This is a genomic window from Parasphingorhabdus sp., from assembly GCF_048267785.1.
Classification (GTDB): Bacteria; Pseudomonadota; Alphaproteobacteria; order Sphingomonadales; family Sphingomonadaceae; genus Parasphingorhabdus.
In genome coordinates, this window is record NZ_JBLWWU010000002.1 from 74,002 (window position 1) to 90,893 (window position 16,892).

15 protein-coding genes are annotated in these 16,892 nt (G+C 56.5%); 5 read left to right on the top strand and 10 right to left on the bottom strand.

What is annotated here, in order from left to right; translation table 11 throughout:
• Positions 1-7 precede the first annotated feature (7 nt).
• Entirely contained in the window at positions 8-1,657 is a 1,650-nt protein-coding gene (locus ACN0VD_RS02420) for an alkaline phosphatase D family protein (RefSeq protein WP_417591232.1), read from the top strand.
• Positions 1,658-1,706: 49 nt separating this feature from the next.
• On the opposite strand, the gene ACN0VD_RS02425 is transcribed toward ACN0VD_RS02420, so the two are convergent.
• The 8 genes from ACN0VD_RS02425 to ACN0VD_RS02460 form a co-directional block, all read right to left on the bottom strand.
• Positions 1,707-2,198, bottom strand: coding sequence for a VOC family protein (locus ACN0VD_RS02425; RefSeq protein WP_417591234.1), 492 nt, complete (start codon positions 2,196-2,198; stop codon positions 1,707-1,709).
• A 60-nt stretch (positions 2,199-2,258) separates the two neighbouring features.
• Positions 2,259-2,837 carry a flavin reductase family protein gene (locus ACN0VD_RS02430; protein ID WP_417591236.1) on the bottom strand — a complete coding sequence of 193 codons (579 nt, stop codon included), beginning with the start codon at positions 2,835-2,837 and terminating at the stop codon, positions 2,259-2,261.
• Positions 2,806-4,362 carry a hydantoinase B/oxoprolinase family protein gene (locus ACN0VD_RS02435; protein WP_417591238.1) on the bottom strand — a complete coding sequence of 519 codons (1,557 nt, stop codon included), beginning with the start codon at positions 4,360-4,362 and terminating at the stop codon, positions 2,806-2,808. The genes ACN0VD_RS02430 and ACN0VD_RS02435 overlap by 32 nt, the downstream gene beginning before the upstream one ends.
• A 118-nt stretch (positions 4,363-4,480) precedes the next feature.
• Positions 4,481-6,544 (bottom strand): hydantoinase/oxoprolinase family protein, encoded by a 2,064-nt coding sequence (locus ACN0VD_RS02440; protein WP_417591240.1) that lies wholly within the window; start codon positions 6,542-6,544, stop codon positions 4,481-4,483.
• Positions 6,544-7,314, bottom strand: coding sequence for an IclR family transcriptional regulator (locus tag ACN0VD_RS02445; protein WP_417591242.1), 771 nt, complete (start codon positions 7,312-7,314; stop codon positions 6,544-6,546). Before ACN0VD_RS02445 ends, ACN0VD_RS02440 begins: the two co-directional genes overlap by 1 nt.
• Before the next feature lie 64 nt (positions 7,315-7,378).
• A complete protein-coding gene (locus ACN0VD_RS02450) occupies positions 7,379-7,783 on the bottom strand; it encodes a cupin domain-containing protein (RefSeq protein WP_417591244.1) in 405 nt (134 codons plus the stop codon).
• A 296-nt stretch (positions 7,784-8,079) separates the two neighbouring features.
• The gene (locus ACN0VD_RS02455; protein ID WP_417591246.1) at positions 8,080-8,850 is read right to left on the bottom strand and encodes an HpcH/HpaI aldolase family protein; all 771 of its coding nucleotides are present in this window, start codon (positions 8,848-8,850) and stop codon (positions 8,080-8,082) included.
• A complete protein-coding gene (locus tag ACN0VD_RS02460; protein ID WP_417591248.1) occupies positions 8,847-10,130 on the bottom strand; it encodes a CynX/NimT family MFS transporter in 1,284 nt (427 codons plus the stop codon). Before ACN0VD_RS02460 ends, ACN0VD_RS02455 begins: the two co-directional genes overlap by 4 nt.
• A 164-nt stretch (positions 10,131-10,294) precedes the next feature.
• On the opposite strand from ACN0VD_RS02460, the gene ACN0VD_RS02465 reads away from it, so the two are divergent.
• A complete protein-coding gene (locus ACN0VD_RS02465) occupies positions 10,295-11,803 on the top strand; it encodes an AMP-binding protein (protein ID WP_417591250.1) in 1,509 nt (502 codons plus the stop codon).
• Between the two features lie 54 nt (positions 11,804-11,857).
• On the opposite strand, the gene ACN0VD_RS02470 is transcribed toward ACN0VD_RS02465, so the two are convergent.
• Both ACN0VD_RS02470 and ACN0VD_RS02475 read right to left on the bottom strand, forming a co-directional pair.
• On the bottom strand, positions 11,858-12,715 hold the full coding sequence (locus ACN0VD_RS02470) for an oxidoreductase (protein WP_417591252.1): 858 nt from the start codon (positions 12,713-12,715) through the stop codon (positions 11,858-11,860).
• 72 nt (positions 12,716-12,787) lie between these two features.
• Complete coding sequence (locus tag ACN0VD_RS02475; RefSeq protein ID WP_417591254.1) at positions 12,788-13,639, bottom strand: TauD/TfdA dioxygenase family protein; 852 nt, start codon at positions 13,637-13,639, stop codon at positions 12,788-12,790.
• 237 nt (positions 13,640-13,876) lie between these two features.
• Between ACN0VD_RS02475 and ACN0VD_RS02480 the strand changes: the two genes are divergently transcribed.
• The 3 genes from ACN0VD_RS02480 to ACN0VD_RS02490 are packed head-to-tail and all read left to right on the top strand — an operon-like array spanning position 13,877 to position 16,876.
• Positions 13,877-15,061 (top strand): aromatic ring-hydroxylating oxygenase subunit alpha, encoded by a 1,185-nt coding sequence (locus ACN0VD_RS02480; protein ID WP_417591256.1) that lies wholly within the window; start codon positions 13,877-13,879, stop codon positions 15,059-15,061.
• On the top strand, positions 15,043-15,876 hold the full coding sequence (gene ygiD / locus ACN0VD_RS02485; protein ID WP_417591259.1) for a 4,5-DOPA dioxygenase extradiol: 834 nt from the start codon (positions 15,043-15,045) through the stop codon (positions 15,874-15,876). Before ACN0VD_RS02480 ends, ygiD begins: the two co-directional genes overlap by 19 nt.
• 40 nt (positions 15,877-15,916) lie before the next feature.
• Complete coding sequence (locus ACN0VD_RS02490; RefSeq protein WP_417591261.1) at positions 15,917-16,876, top strand: helix-turn-helix domain-containing protein; 960 nt, start codon at positions 15,917-15,919, stop codon at positions 16,874-16,876.
• Positions 16,877-16,892 lie beyond the last annotated feature (16 nt).

Sequence of the window (16,892 nt, forward strand, 5' to 3'; positions counted from 1 at the left end):
TTCGATTATGGCATTGCGCTTAGACCGCCGGCAATTGTTAATCGCAGGAGGACTGGGGGCCGGCGCGTTAATCGCGGACGGTCCGGCATTTGCAATGCTGTCCGCGCGCGGTTTTACGCACGGCGTCGCGAGTGGCGAGCCGGGTCCTGACCATATTCTGCTCTGGACCCGCTACGTTGAACATTCCGGCCGCCCTGTCCGGCTGATTGCCGAAATTTCCGATAGCCCCGAATTCACCCGGCTGGTGGCAGGTGCAGATGCGATGGTCGATCTTCGGCGCGATCATACTACTCGCGTCTCAATCAGCGGATTGGAGCCGGGTCGTACCTATTATTACCGCTTTATCGCGCCTGACGGGACCCGTTCGGTTACGGGACGCACGCGGACGTTGCCCGTCGGGCCGGTAGAGAAGTTCGGTCTGGGTGTATTTTGCTGCGCGGCGATGACATTTGGCTGGTTCAACGCCTATGCGCATGCGGCGCGTCGCTCCGATATCGACCTGATGGTTCATGTCGGTGACTATATTTACGAATATCCGCGTGACAGCACGTATCAGCGCCAACTCAACCAATGGGCGGAAGCGCAACAGCGGATGCTTCAACTGGAGCCCACTGGTGAGACGGTCAGCTATGCAGATTACTGTCTTCGCTATGCCGCTCACCGGCTCGACCCGGACCTTCAGGAGCTACATCGCCTGTTTCCGATGATCGCCCAATGGGACGATCATGAAATCGCCAATGACGCATGGCGCGACGGAGCGGAGAATCACCGGCCAGAACATGGGAGCTATTCGGAGCGCAAGGCTGCCGCGGTTCGTGCCTATCGTGACTGGATGCCGGTTGGGGACGCCGACTGGTCGAGCTATGAATTGGGTGACCTTGCGACATTGTTCCGACTGGAGACAAGACTGACCGCCCGCACCGCACCGTTGGACGTGCGCTCCGTGCTGGGCGCGGGGAAGGAAGGGCTGGCAGAGCGCCTGGAAGCGTTTCGGAATGGAGCGCTGGACGACCCGTCCCATACCATCCTCGGTGCCGAGCAAGAAGATTGGCTCTATTCGGGAATGCGCCGGTCCGTGGACCGTGGCGCACGCTGGCAGATCCTGTCCCAGCAAGTCAACATGGGGCGCATCGCCATGCCACGCTCCGCTCTCGATCACATTCCTGCCGGTGTTTCCGGGGCATCATCGATCCGTGCCGAGATCCAGCTATCAGAGGCGGGGATGCCCGCCATGCTCGACAATTGGGGTGGCGTCCCTGCCGCGCGGGCTCGTCTGTTACGCGCCGCCCAGTCGACCGATTCCGACCTGGTGGTACTTGCGGGCGACAGCCATAATGCCTGGGCCTTTGACCTTGAGCAAGATGGCCGCGCCGCCGGTGTCGAATTCGGTGGGACCAGCGTGACATCAATGGGATATGACGCAAAGCTGCGGAGCAATCCCGAAATTCTGGAGCGGGAAATCGTCCGTGCCAGCCCCGAGCTTCGCTGGACCGATATACGCCATCGCGGTTATATGGCTATTGCTATCAAGCCCGATAGGATTACCGGCGAATGGGTCCTTCTCGATAGCGTGCATCACCGGACGACCGACCATTGGCAGAGCCGTCACATGTCGGTGCATCGCGGAGCTCGCGTCTTTGGTCCGGATTCGGACTAGTCGGAAAGAGCGGACGAGACAGTCTCGATCCGCTCCTCTGTTCTGGCCTTCACTCGCGGGTAAAATTGGCGGGAACTTCGGGTTCCTCTCCAGCCTTGATCCACATGACGATTTCATTGCCCCAGGGATCTTCGAAAGCCGCGTTATAGCCGTTGAATTCCTTCCAATAATGGTTGCGCCATAATTCGGTAGCACCGCGGCTGGTGGCGCGTTCGAGGATCGCCTCGGCGGAGTCATCGTCACTCACCAACACCCAGATCCGGGCTTTGGCGGCGCCCCGCGCGAGAGGACGGGGACCGATACCATCGGGGTTGGGATGGGGTCGCTGGTTATTGCTGTTGGAGATACCGATGTGCAGATTGCCGGTCGGGCTTTCACTGCCGTCGGCGGTCAGAAAGTTGCCGCCAGGAACGAGCCGGTGATATTCGCCTGCCGGGCGACCTTCATTGGTCCAGCCGAAGACATCAGCATAAAACTTTCCGGTGGCTTCCGGGTCATCTGACGCCAGATCCACGAAGATCAAGGTATTGGGATAAGTCATAATCATTCTCCATATAAATTATATTGTTGATGGCAGGCGACCATTGCCATCGAAAAGCTCTTACTTAAGACTACGATAGCCGCCGCCGTGATAAATGAGCGGCTCTCTATCGTAATGCTTCGCCGCAATGACTTGCCCAATCAGGATGATATGATCTCCGCCCGCGACGCGGTTTATGATTTCGCATTCAAGCTGAGCGCAACAATCGTGCAAAAGGGGCGTGTCGGTTTGTCCCTTGTCGTAGGGAATATCGGCAAGTTTGTTTTCGCCCGGCATGGCAAGGCGGTTCGAAAGGTCCTGCTGGCTGGCGGAAAGTATGTTGACCGCATAATGACTGGATGCTCTGAACCTGGGAGCCTGATCGCACCCATTGTCGATGCTCCACAGCACGAGCGGCGGGTCGAGCGACAGGGACGCGAAACTGTTGACGGTCATCGCACCGATATGTCCATCGGTCGTGGCGCAGGTCATTACAGCAACGCCTGTCGCATAAGTGGCCAAAACCGAACGAAAACTTTCTGAGTCTATTCCAGTCAACAGCGTTACCTTCCCTTTATTCCTTTTTGGATGTGCGGCGTGAGAAGCCGTACATTTTATGGGACTTGATTCAGACGGTCGCAGGAGCGCCAATTCCCCCACCGCCCGGAGTGATCATCACAACTTCATCATCGGCAGCCATCGCGATCTTGCGCGCTTCGTCTGCCTCCTGACCGTTGATCTGGAAAGAGCCGCAAGCTCCCGGTTCGCCGCCGTTGAGTCCTTCTGCCGCCAGGCGCAACCGGCTCGGGATCGCATTGAGGAGCCAGTCTTGTTCTGATCTCATGCGAAAGCTGATGCGTTGGCCGTCGCCGCCATTCTGCTGCCCATGACCACCCGAGCCACGGACCAATTCCTTGGCGGTGAAGGCGATCGGGATCGATGCCTCCAATACTTCGATGGCGACGGCGGAAACGCCAGTGGGATAGCAGGTCGCCGAAAGGCCCGGCTTGGATGCGCGTGCGCCGGTCCCTCCAGAATAGTTGAACATCGAACTTGTGAAGGGGGTGCCATTCTTGTCCCTGCCCTGGACCTGCACGGTCCATACAGCGCCTGATCCTTCGGCCATGACACGTTCCGGCAATATCGGAGCGAGCGCTTTCAGGATCGGAAATGGTACATACATGCCGACGACGTGTCGGGCGTTGACCGGCGAGGGATATTGCGCATTGATGATGCAGTTGTCTGGCGACTTTACCTTGATCGGGGCAAGACTACCGGCATTGTTCGGCAGATCAGGATTCAACACGCTTCGTATCGCGAAGCTGCTGTAGGCATGGGTATAGGCGGTCACAACGTTGATGCCGCTTTTGCTGGGCGGCGAACTGCCATCGAAATCGATGATAATGTCACCGGCTTCGGTGTCGATGGTCACGGCGGTCTTCAGCGTGATAATTTCCCCGCCCGGGACGTCGAACGACGTTTCTCCGTGATAGGTGCCCGCCTGCAACTTGCGAATTTCTTCGCGGGTCGCCTGTTCTGATCGCTGGATTACTTCGTTTGCCAGTTGCTCGATATCATCAAGATCATAGCGGTCGCACATCATGTTAAGCCGTTCGCCGCCTATTTTTCCGCTTGATACCTGCGCGGCCAGATCACCGAAGATGGAGTCGGGGGTGCGAACGTTGCGGCGGATAATGTCGTGCAGCGACTGGTTCGGACGGCCGCCATCATATAATTTCATCACCGGAATCCAAAGGCCTTCCTCGTGAATATCACGGGCACCGGCACCAACACCATAACCGCCAATGTCCGTATGATGGATCGTCGATCCGCAATAGCCGATCAGCCGGTCAGCCCGAAATATCGGGGTCAATATCGTTATATCGAAGAAATGCCCTGCCGACAGCCAGGGATCGTTGGTGATTAGCACATCGCCCGGAACAAGCTGCTCGGGTGGAATGACCTTGATGATGTTGCGCGCCGCTGCACCGAGCGAGTTTATATGTCCTGGCGTTCCGGTGATCGCTTGGGCCACCATACGCGCATCTGCATCAAATAGCGCAGTCGCCAGGTCACCTGCCTCGCGGACGATCGGACTGAATGCCGTGCGCTGCAGCGCTCGCGCTTGCTCGCTGACGATGCTGATCATGTTGCTCCACATGATCTCTAGTTGAATGCCGTCCATCTGTTCTTCCTCTCAAGCTTTGATCCATCCCGGGGTGTCCACTCCACGGTAATGGAAAAATTGATCATGTAACGAGCAGGGGGCGACCGCCTTGAAAGACGGGCACCTGTCCTGCTCTTCAGTTGCGCACTGCAATCAGGCTACCACTTTCATCGATCGTCAACGTCCATCCCGGCAAGATGAAGGCCGTTGTTTCCCGTTCCTCGACAATGACAGGTCCTTCGACTTCCTGACCCAGTGCCAGCGCACCTCGATCGAAAACCGGCACGTCCATATGGCGGTCGTCGATGAAAACCTGACGGTGTTTTTTTGGCGAACCCGGCTGGTCGGGCAGGTGGACCGCCACTTCTCGTTCGGCAGTGCCGCCCTGTGCCGTCACACGCCAGCTGACAACTTCGACGTCCATGTCGTCGAGACGGACGCCGTATAATTTTTCATAGGCTGTCTCGAAGGCGGCCCGCAGTGCATCTACGTCGCGCGCCGTTCGTGGATCTTCGTCGAAAACAACCGTGACCTGATGCTGCTGTCCCAGATACCGCATGTCGGCGGACAGGCTGAAATGGGCGTCTTCGTCCGCAACCCCGGCTTCGCGCGTTGCGTGCCGACCCTCGTCGATCATAGCCTCGACAATCGAATCGAGCCTGTCCCAGTCGATATCTGTCAACGGCATTAGCGATGATCGCACGATATCAAGACGCACCGGCGTCACCAGCGTGCCGAACGCGCTGAGAACGCTGGCCATCGGCGGATAAATGACTTTGGAACTGTTGAGTTGTTCGGCGACATAGCAGGCATGGACCGGACCCGCCCCCCCAAAGGCAAGCATAGGCAGTCCACGGTAGTTGACCCCCCGGTCGGTGGCATGGGCCCGCGCAGCCGATGCCATAGACTCTCCGACAACACTGAAAATACCGTAAGCGGCCTTGTCCAGAGAGGTGTCGAGCTTGTCAGCCAGTTTCTGGATAGCGGCGCGCGATTTGTCGATCGCCAGTTTCATATCGCCGCCAAGGAAATTGTCGGCGTCGAGAATACCGAGCACGAGATCAGCGTCGGTTACACAGGCTTCGGTTCCTCCGCGATCATAGCATGCAGGGCCAGGGTTTGACCCGGCACTGTCCGGTCCAACCTTTAGCAGACCGAGTTCGTCGATACGCGCGATAGATCCGCCGCCGGCACCAATTTCGATCATGTCGATGGACGGCACTGCGACCGGCATGCCGCTACCCGGCTTGAACAAATATTGACGACTGACTTCAAACTCGCCGACCACGAGCGGCTGGCCGCCCTGGATCAGGCAGGCCTTTGCCGTCGTTCCGCCCATGTCGAAGGATATCATCGTGTCCATGCCGTGTCGCCGCGCGATGTGACTGGCGACGAGAGCGCCAGCGGCTGGCCCCGATTCAATCATGCGGACGGGATATCGGGCCGCAGTGTGGATGCCCAAAACTCCGCCATTGGAAAGCATGATAAACGGATCCCTCGTCGCGCCGCCTTCGCGCAGTTTCGCGGCTAGGGAAGCAAAATAGGGCGTAATGATCGGCATCGCATAGGCGTTGATAGCCGCGGTGCTCGACCGTTCATATTCACGCATCTGGGGCGCGACATCGCTTGACAGGCTGACCAGTATTTCCGGTGCCGCCTTTTGCAGAGTATCGCGTATCCGCTGTTCGTTGGCGGGGTTCGCGTAACTGTTGAGGAGTGATACGGCAATGGCCTGGATTCCGGCGTCGCGGAGTTCAGGGAGCAGTGCTTCAATGTCCTCTGTGCTTACCTCGGTGCCGATGCTCCCGTCGGCAAAAGTCCGTTCGTTAAGCCCCCATGTATGTTCGCGGGGAATCAATGGCGGCGCATATTCTATCAGAGGATCAAACATATCGTACCGATGCTCGTCCCGGATATAAAGCACGTCCGAAAAACCCAGAGTCGTGATCAGAGCAACCGGTGGTCCCTTGCGTTCGATCAGCACGTTGGTGACGACCGTGGTGGCGTGAACGATCACATCATTGATGTCGGCCAGGGTTATTCCAGCCTGGTTAAGCGCAGAATCCGCCGCCCGGAAAAAGCCTTCGAGCAAATTGTGGTGGGTGGTTAGCGTCTTGTCCGTCCAGCCTTTGCCGTTGCTACAGATCAACACGACATCGGTAAAGGTTCCTCCGATATCAACAGCCAGTGCATATTTCATTATTTCGCTTCGCCTTTCCTGTGTCCGAGTTGTTCGGAGAGTTTCTGTGATGCCGAAACCAGCGCTTCAATGAGCATGGCCGGCGGATCGGAGGGGAGGTCCTGAGTCGACCCGATTATGGCAAGTGTTCCTGTCAGGACGCCCGTTCCATCAAATATCGGCGCGGCGAGCGCATTGACTCCGGTCAGCACTTCCTGCGCCGACATCGCCCATCCTTGAGTCCGGACCTGCGCGAGTTCTTCACGCAATGTCGCAGCATCGATGTCGCGGCCTTGGGCGGTATGGATTGTTGCGCTCGATCCGATCTGGGTCGCCAGAAGATCGGGCAAGAAAGCCATGGCAACCTTGCCCTGCGCAGATGTGAAGAAGTCGAACAGACTTCCGGGAGGCGTAGAGATTTCGATCGTCGAGCGGAATTCCAGGATGTCGAGGACGCGAACTCCTTGCTCCTCTATCCGGCTGACACTGACGGAAAGGCGAGCCGCTGCAGCAAGTTCCGGCATGACGCGCCGCGCAGCGCTGAGGAAATCAATTCGGTCGGCGATCGCGTGACCGATATGGAACAGCCGCGGAGTCAGTGAATATTTTTCGGTGGTTGGGTCCTGCGCAACATAACCCAGTTCACGCAGAGTCCTGAGGTGACGAAAGACCAGCGGTTTACGGACATCGAGCAGTCGTGCCAGTTCGCTCACGCCAACCGGTGTTCCGACTTCAGCCATTTTCTCTATAATGGAAAAGGCCGTCACAACGGTATTTAGCATAACAGACATATCTAGATCTCCATTCTGGCCGATGCGGGAATGCGTTCGCGTAATTCGGCAACAAGGCTACGCACTATTCGAAGGCTGCGGCCTGATAGGCGACAAGATGTTTATAGTCGTCACGGATTGGTGAAAATACGTCGAGATTCAAGACCACTTCATCACCCAGTGGCTCACCATAATGCATCGCGTTGGGAGGGATACGCAGCAGGCCACCAGTGCCAAGATCATGCACTTCGTCTTCGACGTGAAAACGCATGCGGCCCTGAACAACATATACAAGCTGTTCGCAGGGATGGTTGTGCGGGCGAGTTTCCATCCCCGGTTGCAGCCAGTTCATCACCATCAAAACATTGTCGCCGCGGAAAGCTGCACGAGAAACGCCAGAGCGGACATGCTCCCGCTCCAGTTCATCCCAGTTAAAGACCTGAACGACGGAATCGTTCTTCGCCGTAGTCTTTTTTGCATCCTCAACCATTGTTGTTTCTCCTAGCGAAACATCGTATCATATGTAGATACAATTAGCGGAGTCGGCTGTCTGGGTCAAGAGGCCCGAAAGGAATTTCCGGCTGTCGGGTGGGGCAGCAGAAAAGTCAGATGAAAAACCCGGAGGGCAGGGAGAATGGTTCACGCAATGGCATGCCGGCAAATATGATACTGGCCTAGGATCCAATAACATGTGATTTGGCCGAAACGATGTGGCGACATCCCATGATGCGGAAGCGAAGTTGAGGATGGTGCACAATTGTTCAAGCTGCGACCAGGCAGGTATATTCAAGCCATTTTGATTGCGGATGCTGCGCGACGGATCATTGTCTGATCGGATCCGATCGCAAGGAAGTGATATCCTTGGGCAGCATGTTTCGCCGCTTGGTCGATCCGGTCAACATAAGTGCCCAGCGGACGCCCAGCCGCGGCCACTGTTGTGATGAGCTGCTCCATGGCATCGTTTAGGGTCGGAGCATCCGGTCCGCTGTTGGCAAGAGACAATCCCAGATCAGCAGCCCCGATGAAAAATCCGTCCACCCGGTCAAGCTTTGCCATTTGACCGATATGCTCCAGCGCCTCGCAATCTTCGAGCTGGGCGATGATGACGACTTCCGAATCAGCCCGCCGGGTATAGGCGTCGAGGCTCGCATTACCGCCATAATCACCCGACCGACTGGACCCTGTCAGCCCACGTTCGCCGCCATGATAGAGTGCAGCCCGCAATCCTTCTTCGGCTGCCGCGACCGTGGATACGTGCGGCAGAAGAATTCCCTGTGCGCCCATGTCGAGCACGGCGGCAATCAACGGGCTGTCGATAGACGGTACACGAACCAACGCTGGCACCGACCACGTTCGCGCAGCCATGATGCAGCTGTCGAGTGCCTGGATGTCAAACGCAGCGTGCTCGGCATCGAGAACGAGAAAATCTATGCCCTCGGCACCCAGCAATTCCACGACTTGCGGATGAGGTATCTTGACAAAAGTGCCGCGCAGCGACTCGCGATTTCGCATCCTGAGACGCAAATTGTGCGGAGCAGGGCGGGTCTGGCCGGTCATGCTGGCGCAACATCCGGTTCGGGCTTGTCCTCGGCATCTTTGGGGGGACGCATAGCGATGACGATGATGGAAAAAACCAGCAGCAGCACGGCACAGCCGCGGAATACCCACACGAAACCCCCAATTGAATCGCTTATCATCCCCGCCAGTGCAGGACCGATCATAGCCAGTGTGGTGATGAAGTTCATGCCGCCCAATATTTCCGGATTCACTTTCGAACCATAATAGTTCACCAGCAACATGGTTGTGGCAAAATAGCACATCCCGAACCCATAGCCGTCGCCGAGGGCGAACAGCCACAATGCGACCGGGTTGTCGGCAAAAGACAGGGCGACCATACCCATGACATAAGATAGCAGCGCCGACACAAGCAACCATTTCGGGTCAACGTGGTTCGCGAGCGATCCGCCCACGATGCGGGAAAGAGCATTGACTACTGCCTGGGTGCTCAAAACCGTAGCGGCCATCGTTGTCGATACGCCAAGGGCCATCATGTGAGTGAATGCCCAGGTATTCATGGTCACGCTGCACAGCAAGATCAGCGTCAGCGAGAAAACAATAATGTAATATTGCGGGGTTCGCATGACCCCTCGTACAGTCCAATCACGCCGTGAGCGATGCACGCGGTCGTCATCACCGACATCGCGCAGCGCTTCGGTCAGCCTGCGAATGCTGGCAGGAATTTCGACTGGCGCGGGGCGGATGATTAGCAGGACGAGTACAGACAGGAATGCCATCGCTCCAGCCAGCATCCACCAGTGTGCCGCCCAGCCCCCTAGCGTTCCGATTGCAGTGGTAACCATGAACGGTGCGGCAATACCGCCTGCTGCCCCGATAGTCATGTAGGTGCCGATTACGAAAGCTTGCCGCTCTGGAAACCACGTCGTGATCAGATAGATGGCAGGGACAGATGCGCACATCCCGTAGCCGAAGCCCAGGACTGAAGCGCCGATATAATATTGGATCAGAGACTGGGTTGTTGCTAGCAGTACCGTTCCAAGAACGACAAGCATGCCGCCTATCAAATAGGTTGCTTTCGGCCCAATCCGGCGAAGGAGATAAGCAGGTACGGGTGCTGCGATCCCGACCATCAATGCCAGCAACGAAAAGCCAGTGCCTGCCTCGAGTCGCGACCAGCCCAGATCTTCGATCATAAACGGCAGAACGACTCCCAGAGAACTGAATGTCGCGGCTGTTATCAGAAAGAAATACAGGCTGATTACACCAAAAATTGCCCATCGCTTTCGAAGAAAGGCAGTATTTTCCGCGCCGTTAGTCATCCTACCCACTTTCTGCCTGTGTTGTGCCCAGACCTGATTTTCGTTTCGCACAGAGAAACATTATTCTTTGTAGAGATACGATATGGGGTTTGCTATACGAGGTCAACACATTCGCGCCGTAACAGGTGTGATCGAGTCAGATTATATCATGTGAGTAAGATGGAATGAATATAGCGACTTTCTTGACGCGGGCGGGACAATGCTTTCCGACGGCACCCGCAATAGCGGTCGGGCGAGAGGTCGTTTACGACTATGCGACCGCCGCGCATCGCGCCGCATGTCTTGCTGGCGCGCTACAGCGGAGCGGTGGACTGGCGCCTGGCGACCGGGTGGGCTTGCTGGCAAAAAATTGTGCGGAATATCTCGAAATCCTCTTTGCATGTTGGCACGCCGGGCTTGTTGTCGTTCCGATCAATGCAAAGCTGCATCCTGCAGAGGTTCGGTTCATCGTCGAAAATTCAGGGTTAAGCCTTTGCTTCGTAACGGAGGGATTGGGCGGTCAAGAAGCGGGTTCGGCGAAATGGATGTTGATCGGCGGAGCTGAATATCATCAATGGCTGGAACATCCTCCGATAGTGATGGAATCGCGCAATGCCGACGACGATGCCTGGATATTCTATACCAGTGGCACCACAGGGCGCCCCAAAGGCGCGACACTGACACACCGCAATCTGCTCGCCATGAGTTTTTGCTATATCAGCGACGTTGACCCGGTCTCTCCCTGGACCGCGATCCTTCATGCTGCGCCGATGAGCCACGGATCAGGTCTCTATGCGCTGCCCCATGTGATGCAGGCTAGCTGCAATGTCGTTCCCGCCAGCGGCGGCTTCGAAGTCGATGAAATATATGACCTGATTCTTGCATGGCCCGGAGTCGTATTTTTTGCCGCACCCACGATGGTCAAGCGATTGGTCGAGGATAAACAGGAGCGCGATACGCGCAATCTCAAGGCGATTATCTATGGGGGAGGTCCGATGTATCTTGAGCATTGCCTGGCTGCGCTTGATCGTTTTGGGCCAAAGCTGACACAGCTTTACGGCCAAGGCGAAACACCGATGACTATTACGGCGCTCAACGCCCGTCTGCATGCTCAGCGTGATCATCCCCGCTGGCGCGAGCGGCTGGCTTCAGTCGGGGTGGCACAAACTGCTGTGTTGGTACGGACCGTCGATGCTGAAGGTCGGCCAGTGCAGCCCGGAGAAGTCGGCGAGGTGGTGGTCCGGGGCGATAGTGTGATGCGCGGCTATTGGGGTGACCCGGACGCAACGGCAGAAGCACTCCGGGATGGCTGGCTTCACACTGGCGACTTCGGTACGCTCGACGCTGATGGCTTTCTGACGCTGAAAGATCGATCCAAAGATTTGATCATTTCGGGAGGAACAAACATCTATCCACGCGAGGTCGAGGAAGTGTTGCTCACGCATCCGGACGTGTCGGAAGCGTCCGTGATCGGTCGGCCTAGCGAGGAATGGGGGGAAGAGGTCGTGGCTTTTGTCGTCGGTTCAGAGTCTGACGCCGCGGCGCTCGATGCCTTGTGCCAACAGCATATAGCCCGCTTTAAGCGGCCGCGCCATTATCGTTTCGTTCCGAGCCTGCCCAAGAACAGCTATGGCAAGGTCTTGAAAACCGAGCTGCGTCAAAAGGACGCAGACTTGCTGGCAGAGGGCTGCTAGGCAGAGGGCATAACGTCCTCTTCCTATTGGGCCCTTCATATTGGGACGCGTGGTTCAGTCGCCGAGCGTCGGGGGCTGGTCAGCGTGATTGACCGCCATAGTGACCGGCATCCAACGCGCCGCTTCTTCCATTCGTGCAGCCTGCTCGCGATCCGCGTAGAAAACAGCATCCGCGCCAAGCATCAACTGCATCGGTGGTTGTTCGGCATCAAGAGCAGCAAGAAGGGCCTGGGCCGCCAGTGCCGGATCGCCCGCTTCCTGCCCTGCCGATTGTGACAATATGTCCCACGCCGTTCCTGCGGTTGGCTTGTAATCATCGATCGTCCGCTGAGCACGCGTGAGCGCACCAGCGCGGTTGAAACCGGTTCGCAATGCGCCAGGCTCGATATTTGTGACCTTGATGCCCAAATCGGACACTTCCTGTGCCAATGCCTTGCCCACCGCTTCCAACGCGTGTTTTGACGCGCAATAAAAAGCAATGCCCATCCATGACGCAAGACCGCTAACAGACGTGATGTTGAAGATATGACCGGTCTTGCGCGCGCGCATATGCGGCAGAACGGCTTGCAGCAGGGACACCGCGCCAAAGAAATTAACGTCCATCTGTGCACGAATTTCTGCTGATGAAGCTTCTTCGACTGCTCCTGACAAGCAATATCCCGCATTGTTGACCAGAACGTCGATGCCGCCTTGTCCGGCCACTTGATCCACGGTTGCGCGCACTGCTTCATCGTCGCGCACGTCGAGGATCAATCCGGTCGCACGGTCCGGTGCACTCTTTGCGAAGGCGATGCTATCCTCTTTCTTGCGGACGGTCCCGAACACGCGATCGCCGCGTTCCAATGCAGCATCGGCGATTGCTCGCCCGAAGCCACCACTCACGCCCGTAATGAACCAGGTTTTGGTTTGCATCGATAATATCTCTTTCGTGAGTGCAAGGAACGGACCGTTGCGGGGCCATTGGGGCTAACCCGGCTTTTTGGCTCAGAAAGGTTTGTCGCCTTTTGCCCATAGACGATAGGCGACGCGATAGCTGTTGGCGTCGTCATATTTGGTGCCGGTGTGCAGCGTGCAGCGATTATCCCACACCAATACGTCGCCGACCTGCCATTTGTGGCGATATACGAAGCGCTCCTGTGTGGCGAATTCTATCAGTTCATCGATTAAAGCGTCGGCCTCTTCCTTCTCCATACCGACGATGCCGCGCACGGTCCCCGTGCTGACCCACAATGCCTTCCGGCCGTCCGCAGGATGTGTGCGGATAAGGGGATGGAAAACGTCGGGGTTTTCTGCTTCTAACTCCGGCGAAAGTTTAATCCGTCCGAACTCGCGGTTCTCCATGAAATATTTGTAACTATGATGCAGAACAAGAGAATCGAGCTGCTGCTGTTTTTCTGCAGGCAAAGCGTCATAAGCGGCGCATAGATCGGCAAGCAGCGTATCGCCGCCGCCGGTCGGCACTTCAAGAGCATAGAGCATCGTGCATTTCACCGGTTCCTCCTTGTAGGAATAGTCGGTATGCCAACCCACGCCATCATAGTGTGAACCCTTGCGACCGTTCACTTCGCGGTTCGACAGAATGTAGATGTTAGGATAATCTTCCAGCGTATATTCTTTGAGCGTATGTTCTTCGGGAACGCCGAACTTGCTGAGATAGCGGAGCAGGTCCGCTGGCTGCAAATCCTGATTGCGGACCAGTAGCGCGCCATGATGTTCAAACGCCTTGATCAGCGCATCGAGTGTGGCTTCGTCGGCAGAGGCGAGATCAACGCCGCGCGCTTCGGCGCCAAACCCGTCGTCAAGCGGGTGAATATCAAGTTCGACTAAATTTCCCATGCCAGCATCCATTTCGTTTCAAAGAGATAATGTCGATTCCATCGTGGCTTCGGCTGGAAGAGTCTTGCACTGGCATGCACAGTCTTTTGCTACTGCACGATTGAGGGAGGCCAAGGTAAGTCACCGTGCACCTGCAAGCAAGCCATGCCGCTCAGACAAACCTAGCATCGCTGTCTAACGTCGCCCGAATAATATCAAATTGGCGAACAACTGGATAATGAAGGAGGGGGGCTTCCCATGACTCGGTCAATCTTGAATGACACACTTTTTAACGCGATGGATCTGTCGGCTTTGTCCGTAGACGAGGCGGTTACCCTTGCTCCGGAATGTTACACCGATGCCGAGTTCTATGAATTCGAGAAGGAGGCAGTGTTCAATCACGAATGGTTGTGCGTGGGGCGTGAAAGCTGGGTGCAACAGCCGGGCGACTATTTTACAACCCACATCGTCGATGAGCCCATCGTTATTGCACGTGGCCTTGACGGTGTCCTGCGCGCCATGTCGTCGGTATGTCAGCATCGCGCGATGTTGGTCGCCGAAGGCGCTGGCAACGCACGCGCATTCGTATGTCCCTACCATCATTGGACCTACGGTCTCGACGGTGCCCTGGTAAACGCTCCCGCGATGGGAAAGACCTGTAATTTCGACCGCAAGAATATTGCGTTGCCCACCTTCCAGGTGGAAATCTGGCACGGATTTATTTTCATCAATTTTGATCCAGAGGCTGCTCCGCTGGCGCCACGCTTATCCTCGCTGTCCAGTCTCATCGCCAACTATGACCTTGCCAATGCAGAAGGCCCCCGACCGGAACCAGGTGAGCGTCACCCGTGGAACTGGAAGGTCATGCTGGAAAACAACAACGACGGCTATCACGCCAGTCGTTTACACCAGGGGCCTCTGCATGATTTCGTCCCTAGCGAGCAAGCTGTATTTCCCGAATTGCCGGCGGATACCGCAGGCTATTATCGTACTAACGGCACGCTTCACAAGGATGCCAGCTTCAACGCGACACAGCGCGCGTTGCTGCCTGTTTTTCCTGATCTATCTGAGGAAGAGCGGAACCGGATGACATTTGTCAACATCCCGCCAACCTTGTCGCTGGTGATGATGAGCGACATGGTGATCTATTTGATCATCCGTGCAGAAGGGCCGGAGCACCATACGATGGACACGGGCCTGTTGGTAGCGCCTGATGCAACCAAGGATCCTTCCTATGAGCACAAGCTGCAGATGAATTGGGCCGCTTCCGAGGAAATTATCTCACAGGACTTTCATGTCGATGAACTGGTACAGGTCGGTTTGCGCTCGCGTCATGCGATACGCGGTCGCTATTCCTGGCAGGAAGGCGCACAGCAAGCCTTTAATGGCTGGCTCGTGCCCCGTTATCAAAAGGCATGGCAACAATGGCGTGCGCGCAAGTGATGGAAGCGGATAACCTTATCGGCGGAAAGCGGATGCCCGTTGTCTTTTTCGGACATGGCAGTCCGACCAATGTGCTGGAGGATAATGATGCGACGCGTACGTGGGCAGACATTGCTCGCCGCATAGGAAAACCGCGGGCAATCCTGATCGTCTCCGCGCATTGGTGTACGTCGGGTGTGCGGGTGACGGCTATGGCATCCCCGCCTACGATTCATGATTTCGGTCGTTCTCTGCCAGCCGCACTGTTCACGCAAAATTATCCGGCACCCGGTAGCGTTGAGCTGGCCATGCGCGTGAGCGAGTTGCTGGCACCCGAACCGGTGACACTTGACCATGAATGGGGGCTCGATCACGGAACATGGTCGGTGTTGAGCAAGGCCTACCCGGATGCCGATGTGCCCGTAGTTCAACTCAGCATCGATGCAAGGCAGGGCGAAGCCTGGCATCATGCGCTCGCCGAACGACTCAAGCCGCTGCGTGACGAAGGGATACTGATTGCGGGCAGTGGGAATATCGTCCACAATCTGGGTGTTCTGCAATGGGATGACGCCGCGCAGCCCTATCCATGGGCAGTGCGTTTCAACGATTATGTCAAAAAACAGATCATAGACGATCGGCCGGAGGGATTGTTCAACGTTCGCGAGATCGATGAGGATGCGCGTCTGGCGGTCCCGTCAGAAGATCATTACTGGCCCTTGCTCTATGTGCTGGGTACGCGAACAAAATGGGATAGCATCGAATTTCTATCCGATTATATTACCTTCTCTTCACTGGGCATGACCAGCCTGTTGCTCTATGAGGCAGACGAGGTCTGACTGGTGGCGCTTCATCAAACAGCCGATGGAGAAGGTGGTCATGGACAGTTGGACTTTCAAAACAGATGACATCGCCCCCGCAGACCGTCTCGGCGCCTGGCAGCAGGCGATGGAACGGCTAAAACTGCCGGTTTCGTCTATAGCTGAACCCGACAAAATAAGCGGTAGGGTCACATGTCTGGTTTCACCGCTGGGAATTGAACTGGCTCGCGTCAGCGGCACGCCGCAAGAGGTCGCGGGGCGTTATACCGCTCAGCAGCCCGGTATTTGGTTGTCACAACTCGTTTCTGGCCAGGCTACATTGACCGATGTTGATCGGACCATCGATCTAAAGCCGGACGATCTGTTATTCGGGCCGACCGGCGTCCCGGCGCGTCTGAATTTCACCACCGATTTCACTCAATTATTCGTCAAGGTGCCCGATGTGGCGTTGAGCGCGCGCCTTGTCGCGCCTTTGTCGATGCCGCTCGGTCACCTGTCTGGTCAGTCCGGCATCAACCATGTCTTTGCCCGTATGCTGTCGGCGCTTGCCACCTCGCTTGACGAGTTGAGCAGTTCCCAATTGCGTCCCATCGAACTGTCCCTGACCGAATTCTTGCTGACCTGTCTGACCAGCCACGGCACGAGCCCGCTTATCGGGTGTGAAGCCAACGCCCGCCAGACCAATCTCCATAGCATATGCCAGACGATCGAGACGATGCTTGGAGATCCGGAACTGGAGCCGGCGAAAGTCGCGAAGGCGCACGGAACATCATTGCGCTATCTCCAGAATCTTTTTGCTGAATCGGGCAAGACGTTCAGCAATTATGTCCGCACCCGCCGCCTCGAACGATGCCGGGCCGATCTGATCAGCCCCGTTTATATCAATATGTCGGTGACCGAGATTTGCTTTCGCTGGGGTTTCAACGGCTCGGCGCATTTCAGTCGTACTTTCAAGTCGCAATATGGAATTCCTCCGCGTGACTTTCGCCGTCAGGCCTTGAGAGAAGCCAGCGAATGAGTTGCCGATATTGATC

Coding starts and splice junctions, on each gene's coding strand:
- ACN0VD_RS02420 (WP_417591232.1), top strand. CDS start 8: ATGGCATTGCGCTTAGACCGCCGGCAATTGTTAATCGCAGGAGGACTG.
- ACN0VD_RS02425 (WP_417591234.1), bottom strand. CDS start 2,198: ATGACTTATCCCAATACCTTGATCTTCGTGGATCTGGCGTCAGATGAC.
- ACN0VD_RS02435 (WP_417591238.1), bottom strand. CDS start 4,362: ATGGACGGCATTCAACTAGAGATCATGTGGAGCAACATGATCAGCATC.
- ACN0VD_RS02440 (WP_417591240.1), bottom strand. CDS start 6,544: ATGAAATATGCACTGGCTGTTGATATCGGAGGAACCTTTACCGATGTC.
- ACN0VD_RS02445 (WP_417591242.1), bottom strand. CDS start 7,314: ATGTCTGTTATGCTAAATACCGTTGTGACGGCCTTTTCCATTATAGAG.
- ACN0VD_RS02450 (WP_417591244.1), bottom strand. CDS start 7,783: ATGGTTGAGGATGCAAAAAAGACTACGGCGAAGAACGATTCCGTCGTT.
- ACN0VD_RS02455 (WP_417591246.1), bottom strand. CDS start 8,850: ATGACCGGCCAGACCCGCCCTGCTCCGCACAATTTGCGTCTCAGGATG.
- ACN0VD_RS02460 (WP_417591248.1), bottom strand. CDS start 10,130: ATGACTAACGGCGCGGAAAATACTGCCTTTCTTCGAAAGCGATGGGCA.
- ACN0VD_RS02465 (WP_417591250.1), top strand. CDS start 10,295: ATGAATATAGCGACTTTCTTGACGCGGGCGGGACAATGCTTTCCGACG.
- ACN0VD_RS02470 (WP_417591252.1), bottom strand. CDS start 12,715: ATGCAAACCAAAACCTGGTTCATTACGGGCGTGAGTGGTGGCTTCGGG.
- ACN0VD_RS02475 (WP_417591254.1), bottom strand. CDS start 13,639: ATGGGAAATTTAGTCGAACTTGATATTCACCCGCTTGACGACGGGTTT.
- ACN0VD_RS02480 (WP_417591256.1), top strand. CDS start 13,877: ATGACTCGGTCAATCTTGAATGACACACTTTTTAACGCGATGGATCTG.
- ygiD (WP_417591259.1), top strand. CDS start 15,043: ATGGCGTGCGCGCAAGTGATGGAAGCGGATAACCTTATCGGCGGAAAG.
- ACN0VD_RS02490 (WP_417591261.1), top strand. CDS start 15,917: ATGGACAGTTGGACTTTCAAAACAGATGACATCGCCCCCGCAGACCGT.